Origin of the sequence: Kamptonema sp. UHCC 0994 (genome assembly GCF_029167235.1) — a bacterium.
In the GTDB taxonomy this organism is placed as follows: Bacteria; Cyanobacteriota; Cyanobacteriia; order Cyanobacteriales; family Microcoleaceae; genus Kamptonema.
In genome coordinates this window covers 20,616-29,658 of the sequence record NZ_JARFTR010000101.1, presented here as the reverse complement: position 1 = coordinate 29,658, position 9,043 = coordinate 20,616, and the positions used below count along the sequence as shown (strand labels likewise).

The 9,043-nt window shown below is 43.6% G+C and carries 8 protein-coding genes and 1 tRNA gene; 2 read left to right on the top strand and 7 right to left on the bottom strand.

Features of this window, described 5'->3' with window-relative positions:
• Window positions 1–318 precede the first annotated feature (318 nt).
• Window positions 319–894 (bottom strand): alpha/beta hydrolase, encoded by a 576-nt coding sequence (locus PY364_RS10165; RefSeq protein WP_275522244.1) that lies wholly within the window; start codon window positions 892–894, stop codon window positions 319–321.
• Between the two features lie 191 nt (window positions 895–1,085).
• Between PY364_RS10165 and PY364_RS10160 the strand changes: the two genes are divergently transcribed.
• Entirely contained in the window at window positions 1,086–2,111 is a 1,026-nt protein-coding gene (locus PY364_RS10160) for a DUF1565 domain-containing protein (RefSeq protein ID WP_275522241.1), read from the top strand.
• Window positions 2,112–2,396: 285 nt separating this feature from the next.
• Here the strand turns inward: PY364_RS10160 and PY364_RS10155 are convergent, their stop codons facing one another.
• The 6 genes from PY364_RS10155 to PY364_RS10130 all read right to left on the bottom strand — a co-directional run bounded on the left by PY364_RS10155 (window position 2,397) and on the right by PY364_RS10130 (window position 7,721).
• Window positions 2,397–2,681 carry a DUF3493 domain-containing protein gene (locus PY364_RS10155; RefSeq protein WP_275522240.1) on the bottom strand — a complete coding sequence of 95 codons (285 nt, stop codon included), beginning with the start codon at window positions 2,679–2,681 and terminating at the stop codon, window positions 2,397–2,399.
• Between the two features lie 278 nt (window positions 2,682–2,959).
• Entirely contained in the window at window positions 2,960–3,733 is a 774-nt protein-coding gene (locus PY364_RS10150) for an RNA methyltransferase (RefSeq protein WP_275522238.1), read from the bottom strand.
• Between the two features lie 59 nt (window positions 3,734–3,792).
• Window positions 3,793–3,874: transfer RNA gene (locus PY364_RS10145), tRNA-Leu, on the bottom strand.
• Between the two features lie 360 nt (window positions 3,875–4,234).
• A complete protein-coding gene (locus PY364_RS10140; protein ID WP_275522237.1) occupies window positions 4,235–5,446 on the bottom strand; it encodes a GNAT family N-acetyltransferase in 1,212 nt (403 codons plus the stop codon).
• A gap of 545 nt (window positions 5,447–5,991) precedes the next feature.
• Entirely contained in the window at window positions 5,992–6,687 is a 696-nt protein-coding gene (locus tag PY364_RS10135) for a RibD family protein (protein ID WP_275522235.1), read from the bottom strand.
• A 107-nt stretch (window positions 6,688–6,794) separates the two neighbouring features.
• Window positions 6,795–7,721 carry a FecR domain-containing protein gene (locus PY364_RS10130; protein ID WP_275522233.1) on the bottom strand — a complete coding sequence of 309 codons (927 nt, stop codon included), beginning with the start codon at window positions 7,719–7,721 and terminating at the stop codon, window positions 6,795–6,797.
• Between the two features lie 134 nt (window positions 7,722–7,855).
• Here PY364_RS10130 and PY364_RS10125 point away from each other — a divergent pair, with 134 nt between their 5' ends.
• Window positions 7,856–9,031 (top strand): exonuclease SbcCD subunit D, encoded by a 1,176-nt coding sequence (locus PY364_RS10125; RefSeq protein ID WP_275522232.1) that lies wholly within the window; start codon window positions 7,856–7,858, stop codon window positions 9,029–9,031.
• The last annotated feature ends 12 nt before the right edge of the window (window positions 9,032–9,043 follow it).

Genomic DNA, 9,043 nt, shown 5'->3' with positions numbered 1-9,043 from the left:
ATGGCGGCGTTACGTAATTATGCGTAAGTCATAGTGATGTGTAAGTCATTATGAACAAAGCAAAGTAATTCTAACCATTGATTTTTAGTCTATGGCGCGTAACTTCTGTAAGAGTTTACTTATTGAATTTTACTCAAGAGATATTTTTTTTTGCCTCTGCCGTTGGATAGATATACTGATTAGTAATGTTTAACGAATATTTTGATATTTGGATGGTAGTTATCAAGTAAGTGAGGTACGCGCCTACCAATTACCAATTACCAATTACCAATTACCAATTCTAAATATCATTGTTCCACTGCTAAGGATTAAAAAATACTACAATCTTGGCAACCTAATTTTATTCAGAATATCTTGTAATCGCTCAGTTGCACCGTTTAATTTTTCTGCCAAAGATGCAACTTTTCCATAAGCCTCAACTAAGCGATCGCCCTCAACATGAACCTCATCCCTGGGATAATTTTTAATCATTTCCATCACAGTAATCTCATTATCTTGACTCGCCGATAACATCAAAGCTGAGCGCAAAGCCTCCCGATCCGGCCCCTCAGAAGGAGGATGAATTACCTGACCAACTTCATCCAAAACCATTTTTCCAGGCTGACTATTCAGCGCTTGTTCTAAAAATCCTTTATTCACCTTCACAGGCTTTTTCAAAGCACGGCGCACCGTCTCTGGGTTCTTATTCGCCTTTCCCAAAAGCATCTCTAACGCAGGTGACATTTGCCCAGTTTTCGTGAAATTCTCCAGTTCGCTGACGGGGATAGTCATTTGAATAATCGTGTATTTGAGTACCACTTTTTCAGCAGCAACCGCAGCATTGCTGTAGAAGGTAATTCCTACACCTAGTGCTAAAAATAATGTCCATCTATGTGCCAATTTTTTTAAGTGCATAGTCAATCCCAAAATTTATTGTTGTTTTAACTATAGCTAATTAACTGGGCGGTTGAAACCGGCCAGACACAAACAAAATTTGCCTGCGCTGGTTGGCTTTTTATAATTTTAACCAGATTTAAGATTTTCCCTCATGTAGTCAATAAATAATGTCTCCATAAACCAAAAATCATAAATCAGGAATTACCACTATGAGCAATCAGCATTCTCGCTTTAATCCTTTCACCATCCTCAACCATTTTAGCCAGCAGTCCGCCGCTGTTGCTGTGGCTTTGCTGGTTGGTTCCCTGGGTGCTACAGCACTCCCGACTTGGGCAAATTCTTCCCAAGGAACATCACAAGTGCGAACGATTTATGTCGATCCAGCCAGGGGAAGCGATCGCGCTAATGCAGGTAGTCCAGCCGTTCCCTACCGCACTATCACTTATGCTCTTCAGCAAAGCAATTCTAACACTTTAATTCAACTAGCTCCGGGTAACTATAGCGCCCAAACTGGCGAAAGTTTTCCTCTGATCGTCAAACCTAATGTAACTCTGCGCGGCGACGAAGTTAATAAAGGCAAGTCGGTACGAATTATTGGCGGCGCTAACTTTATCAGTCCGAGTTTTGCTAGACAAAATGTAGCAATTAGAGCTGAAAATGGCAGCCAAATTAGCGGTGTGACGGTTACTAATCCGAATACTCGCGGTACGGGTCTCTGGGTTGAGTCTGGCAGTCCGATTGTTGCTAATTCTACCTTTTTTAATAGCCAACGTGAGGGTATTTTTATTACAGGTAGCAGTAGTCCTAAAATTAGCAATAATGTCTTTACTCAGAATAATGGTAATGGGATTTCTGCGGTGCGATCTTCTCAAGGTGAAATTCGAGGAAATTTATTTCAAAATACAGGATTTGGGATTGCTATTAATGACTCTGCATCGCCTTTGGTTGCAGAAAATCGAATTATTGAAAATCGGGATGGAATACTAATTTCTCACTCGGCGCGACCAGTGCTCCGTAGCAATTTGATTGAAAATAATGTGCGGGATGGCGTGGTGGCGATCGCTAAATCTCAACCTGACTTGGGCACCGCAGGTAGTCCCGGCAAAAATATCATCCGAGGTAATCGGCGTTACGACCTCTACAATGCTACTCGTACTAATACCATTTTCGCGATCGGCAATCAACTTAGCAAAACCCGGACTTCGGGCCCGATCGACCTCACAGCTAGCCGATAGAAGTTGCAGAGATTCCCCAAATTACTGAGCGCCAGTCTTCCTATAGATGGAGGCTGGCGCTCAGCTTAATATTATGATGTTATTTTTAGGGTCTTTATGAAAGCTGACCCCAATTGAACGGATTAAAAGGGATTCATGGTTAGAGCCTTTAAATTGGCTGGCTCCAGTTGAACTATACTGATATTGACATAAACTTATCAGGGATCAAGGTTTTCGTAATAATTTCTTTATATTCTGAACTTTCATTGCTTCAAGTGTACTTTTGTAAAGATTTGTAGCCTTTCGTTACTTTGACTTGGACGAGCGGCGCGATCGCTGTTCCAGGCGAAACAGCCACACCATCAGAGCAACAACTCCGACTTGCAGGGCAAAATTAGGTATCGCTGAGCCAATTTCCCGACCGGCGGCGAGTTGACCCAGAAAAACGAGAGCTCCGATGAAACCAGAAGCGCCGCAAGCGACGTACACAAACTGTCGTAGAGTTCGGTAGGGAGCGACTATCTCTGCTTTTAAGCGCTGATATTGTTCTGGACTGATTTGACGGGGAGTTTTCGAGCGATTGTCTGGCATTGATTTACAGGTATAGCAACCGCCAAGGCGGTTAGGGGCTAGGGGCTAGGGGCTAGGGGCTAGGGAAAGAAGGTAAAGAAGGGAATAGAATCAGCGAGTTTGGTGGAACTCAGAACGTCCTAACTGCCAAGAAGGTTGCTATAATAGATGATTGGTACTTCCTAGGCTCAAGAGGCGGGGATTTTTGAACGAACCACAAAAGACGCAATACTACATTTGTTAAGTTAGAGTCGATAGAGGCATTGCTATATCTCCCCATCTCCCCGATCCTCCCCATCTTATCTTCTCTGACGTTGGGCTTCATATAATATCAAAGCAGCCGCGATCGCGACATTTAGAGATTCTACACCCTCACTCAGAGGTATTCTGACTTGCAGGCTGGCTAAATTTGTCAAATCCTCCGACAAACCCGCGCCTTCATTTCCCAATACAATCAAAGTTGGTACTCGCAAATCTACTTCCCAATAAGTCAAACTCGCATCGGGTAAAGTGGCTAAAATCTGCATCCCCTGATGTTGACAGCGCGAGATTTCTGCTTTTAAATCAGAAGTAACTGCCATTGGTAATCGAAACCACGCCCCCGCTGACGATCGCAACACCTTCGGATGGTCTAAATCTACACTATCTCCACTCACCCACAAACCATCAGCCCCAGCCGCAGCAGCAGTGCGAATAATTGTCCCCAAATTACCAGGATCTTGTACTGTCTCTAAAGCTAACCCCAAGCTGGCTGTGGGTACTGACTGTATTTCACTCCGAGGCGCTGTAGCGATCGCACCATCTGGTTGTATTGTAGTCGCGATCGCTTCCAAGACGCGATCGCTTACCAACTCCACCCGCTGCGCCTGCAAACAAACTTTTTTCCAAAGTTGGGGATACCTTTCTTGCCATTCTGAAGTATAGCAAACCGTCGCCAGAGGGTGATTCTGAGCGCAAGCTTCCTCTAGCAAATGCGTCCCTTCCAACAAAAAAAAACCCTGTTCCCGCCGCCCTTTCGAGGCGTGAAGCTTGCGTATTTCCTTTACTAAAGGATTTTGAACGCTGGTAATCATAAAAAAAATTGATTTTGGATTGAATTCACAACCCAAAATCTCAAGTAAAATCTGTCAAATGCGGAACCCGGGACTTGAACCCGGAAGGCTTGCACCACATGAACCTGAATCATGCGCGTCTACCAATTCCGCCAGTTCCGCATCACTGACAATTTTTAATCTTGGCACAAGTTTGGTGCTTTGTCAACTAATTTATCAAAATTTAGGCGATCGCTAAGATTTTATATCATTGTTACCAGGATTTGGTGTCATTGGGAGCAAGGTGAAGCGATCGCCACGCCTTGAGATTGCTTCGCTTGGCTCGCAATGACATACAGTAAATTGCAGGTAAATAGAGTAGACCTAAAACTAATAATATCAATAGCAGTCTCAATTACTAAATACTGCTACTGTCATCTATCAATGTTTATTCTTTAGTCCGCGTAGGCGGACTTAGTTTGTGTAGTAGCGATTTCAATCGCCGAACGATCGAGGGGATATCAAACTGAAACTTCCCCCCTTTTAAGGTTTCTCATTGCCTTTACTAAAAGGTAAATCTTCATTTACCAGTTCAATTTCCTCCTGTTCCCTTTCATTAATCTGACAAATGTAAGACTGAAGAATTTGGGAGAGGCGAGGGTTATAAAATTTATGTAAGCTGTAATTAGGTGTAGCTGGAAAGCCACGCCGTTTTTTATGTCGGCCACCGGCACCGGGGTCAAAAATTTGAATACCATTGGCGATCGCCCACTCAATCGGCGTATAATAGCAAGCATCAAAGTGCAAACATTCTATATCTTGCACGCTGCCCCAATAACGGCCGTAAAGCCGATCGCCTTTAAAAATGCAAAAAGACATTCCCGCTGGTAAGCGATCGTCCTGTTCATCGTAGGCGGCCACAAATAACACGCGATCGCGATAGTTATGGTGCAATTGTTCAAAAAATCGCTTAGTTAAATACTTACTTCCCCACCAGCCAAACTTGTCACAAGTATTCTCGTAAAAAGAGTACATTCGTGCAAACAAAGCTTGAGGAATTTCATCCCCTGTCAGGGTTTGGATTCGCAAACCAGCCTTTTCTACAGCCTTGCGTTCCCGCTTAATATTACGGCGTTGGTTAGCATTGAAAGCGCCTAAATAATCATCAAAAGTTTGATATCCTTGGTTTTGCCAGATGTAGCTATGATGCAGCCAACTGCTAAAACCGTTCCTTTCCATAACTTGTCGCCATTCCGGGTCAACATAAAGAAAATTGCAGCCTGAAATGCCGTTGCGATCGCAGAAATGGTCGATCGTATTCACCATCAACCGTGTCAATAAATCCTCATCTTCCCCAGGGCCAATCAAAAACCGATAGCCCTCAGCAGGTGTAAACGGTGTCATCCCCATCAACTTTGGATAATATTCTACACCAATCCGGGCAGCTAGCTCGGCCCACTGATGATCGAAAACAAATTCCCCATAACTATGACTTTTAACATAAAGAGGTGCAGCAGCGATTAATTGACGTTGGCGTAGCCTATCTGTAGGACTTTCGCGCCACACTGTTAAATGATAGGGCAACCAACCTGTTTTAGCCGTAACACTGCCAGAAGTTTCTAAATTATGCAACCACTCCCATTCGAGAAATGGCGTTTTTAGCGGCATTGCTAAAGCATCCCATTCTGATTGAGGAACATCAGAAATTTTGCCAATCCAGGTAACAGAATATTGAGGTTTAAGTTGTTCTACCATATCTTTGAACAAGGGGCTAGGGGCTAGGGGCTAGGGACTAGGGAATAAGGGGAATAAGGGGATAGAATCAGCGAGTTTGGTGGAACTCAGAACGTCCTAACTGCCAAGAAGGTTGCTATATTAATTGTTAGCTGCTTGTTGTTTGTGGTGTCATTGCAAGTGAAACGAAGCAATCACAAGGTATGCAAGTCACCAAGAGAAGTTATGTACACTTTGTTTAACGCCGATTCTGGTGGTAAAGGAACCGCCAAGATGGCGGCGTTACGGATATTTTTGCGTCATTTCTGTACCTATTAAGTAGGTCGGCGCAAATAAATCTTACTATACAACGACAATGTAAAGCTATCATCGCCCTTGGGATTGCTTCGTTTCACTCGCAATGACATATTTAGTTCCCCAAATCATCTAACAGTAGTGGTGGTAGTTTGATTGTATCAAGTTAATCCCAAGATGCAGATTGTAGCAAGACTTTAGAACAATTGCTATAAGTCTTGATTGAGCAATTAGCAATTAGCCATTAGCCATTAGCCATTAGCCATTAGCCATTAGCCATTAGCCATTAGCCGATAATGTAGAAATACTTCCTGGTCAACCTGCTGAACTTCTAGGAGTTGCAGTTTTGGTGCTAAATTAGCTAAAAATCCCTCTCCTTCAACTGGTGTCGGCGCATCTGCACCACCTAAAATTACAGGACAAATCGTCAACCAAAATTCATCTATTAAATTCTCCGCAAGTAAAGAAGCTACTAATTGCCCACCTCCCAAGATTGCTAAGCGCTGCAAACCGAGATTAGCTAACTGTTCAAAAGCTGCAACCCAGTCAATATTTCCATTAGACATTGATGCAACTAAAATCCGATCGAATTTTGGCATTAATTCTGTTTGATCGTTATTTGTTTCCGCAGTTAGTAGCCATCGGGTTACTGGTTGCTGAAAAAATCGTAAGTTAGGGTCAAAATTGCGCGATCGCGAACAAACTATCTGTATCGGTTGTGACTGTTTACCTTGTTCTACCCTCATTTTCAACAACTCTGGCGCAGATACTCTCATCGTTGTCCCGTAGGCGCGGAGAGTGTTGCTGCCAAATAATACCCCATCTGCGATCGCGATTTGTTTTTCTAAATGAATTTTATCTTGGGTAGAACCAAACCTTGCAGGCGATCGCACCCGATCTGAAATTTTACCATCAGCACTCATTGCTAGAATAACTGTTGTCTGCGGTCTGCCGATCTTATTGGTCATGCCCAGTTTTACTGAATCTTGTCAAGTACAATATTAAGTATTTATAGATTGGGCTTCGCTAGCACTCCACCCAACCTACAACTAGATTTTTCAATCCAACATTACCCTTACCAAAGACCTCTCACAGGCTTTGTTTGTCCATTTCCACAAACATCAGGTATACCGTTAGGAAAATCGAAACCGTTTTCAGATTGACCGTTCACCGCTGCGATCGTTTCTTGGCGAACCTCTCTGAACACCGGCTGAACGTCAGTCGGCGATTCATTAACAACGTTTTCCTGATTCGGCCCCAAACCTGCACCCATAGGATTATTTTGGTAAAACGATCGCAGGTTAAAGGTTTGAACTGATTGGATTGTACCGTCAACAACCCTCACTAATTGCCCGGCCCGCAAAGAAACGCGATCGCCTCTCCCATTCACCACCCTCGTAGGTTCAACCTCGGCATTATTGTTTGTGAGAATAGCAAACAAAGCAACTTTTCGATCCGAACACTGCTGGATATACATCCCCGTACCCCTTGCTATCACTGATGCCTGGGGTGTTTTCACCGTTCCGCCGCCCTTTCCGGGACGAATCATGCTCACAATTGTACCATTGTTAAGCTGGTATTCCCGTAAGCCTTCAGGGAAAACAAAACTGGTGGATTCTCCCAATCTCACAATTGTATCTTGCTGTTTGAACAAGATTTCAGCTTTGGCCGTAGTATCGGTTGTGAGAATATCGCGGGGGATCAAGTCAGTTCTCGGATTCGTATTTGCACGAACCGTCGATGATTGGCGGGTGCGCGTCGCGCCACCGTTCATCAGTTTGTATACTTCCCCTTGTTTAACTTGTCCTTGCTGGGCAATTATCTGACTTTGAGAAGCTGCGATCGCACTCCCTGATGCCGATATTCCGCTAGGAGAAACTTGATTTAACTCAATAGCAGAAGCCGCTTCAATGGACGTTAATTGCTGGGAAAAACCAGCCCAAACCGCAGGTGCAGTAAGTAAAAAAACAGAAAAACCTGAAAGAATTTGCTTTGTATCCATAGTTACTCCTCACACAGATGATCTAAAATTATTCAGCACCCCTTGTGATTATCATGCCTCAATTTTGATTTTCCGGTAATAAGCGGGACAAAAAAATCAATAAGTATTAAAATAAGTAAAAAGCTCTTCACGCTATGCGACTAATTCATACCGCCGACTGGCATCTCGGACGACGTTTTAGAGGTATTGACCGCACCCCGGAAATCGCCTCTGCTTTAGATCAACTGCTCAAACAAGCAACAACCTTAGAAGTGGATGCCGTTCTGATCGCTGGCGATATTTTCGACGTTCCCAACCCGCCAGCTTATGCTGAACGCATTGCTTATAAATTTTTCTGTGGATTGCAAGAAGCTGGTATTCCCGCGATCGCGATCGCAGGCAATCATGACTCCGCTTCTCGCACTGATAGTATCGCTCAATTGCTGGCCCACGTTGGCGTTCGTGCTTTGGGAAAAGCCCGCCGCGCGGCAGATGGCGGCACAATTATTCTCAATACAAACAGCGGTAAACTTTGTGTGGGAGCCATGCCTTTTGCTTCAGAACAACGGCTTTTAGATGCTGATGCTTTCTGGCACAAAGATGATGCCAATCGCCGCTCTAGTTACCGCGAACTTATTGCCGATCTTTTTGAGAATTTAACTAGCGATTTTCGAGATAATACTGTTAATATCCTCATGGGACATCTTAGTGTTGATGGAGCTAGGTTAGCTAAATCAGAAGCCCCCTATTATACGCGAGATAAATATCTGGTTTCACCGCAAATTTTGCCACCAGAAGCTCAGTATATTGCCCTCGGTCACATCCACATTCACCAGCGCATAGCTAAGAATTCTACTGCTTATTATTCTGGTTCTTTGATTCAGTTAGACTTCGGGGAAGCTGAGCAAGAAAAGGGATTTGTTTTGATCGAGGTAGAGCCGGGAAGTGCTGCAAAGGTGGAATTTAAACCATTGATTTGCCAGAAGCCATTAAAAGTGCTTAAATGTAATAGTGAAAACTTAGATAAAACTTTAGAAGCCAATCAATACCATCCCGGATTTTTGAAAGTAATTGTACAAATGCAGAACCCTGAGATCGGATTAGCTGATAGAGTTCGCCAAATCTGTTCGCAAGCGCTGCTAGTAGAGCCGCGCTATCCAGAATTACAGCAAGAAAGCCTGACGGAAACAACTAATATAGATCCAAATAAATTCGATCCACTAGAAGAGTTTTGCAACTATTATCAGCACAGATTGGGAACAACACCAAAGCCAGTCGTTTTGGAGGAATTTGAAAAATTGTATAATCAACTGTTAACTGTTAACTGTTAAACGTAAGGTGGG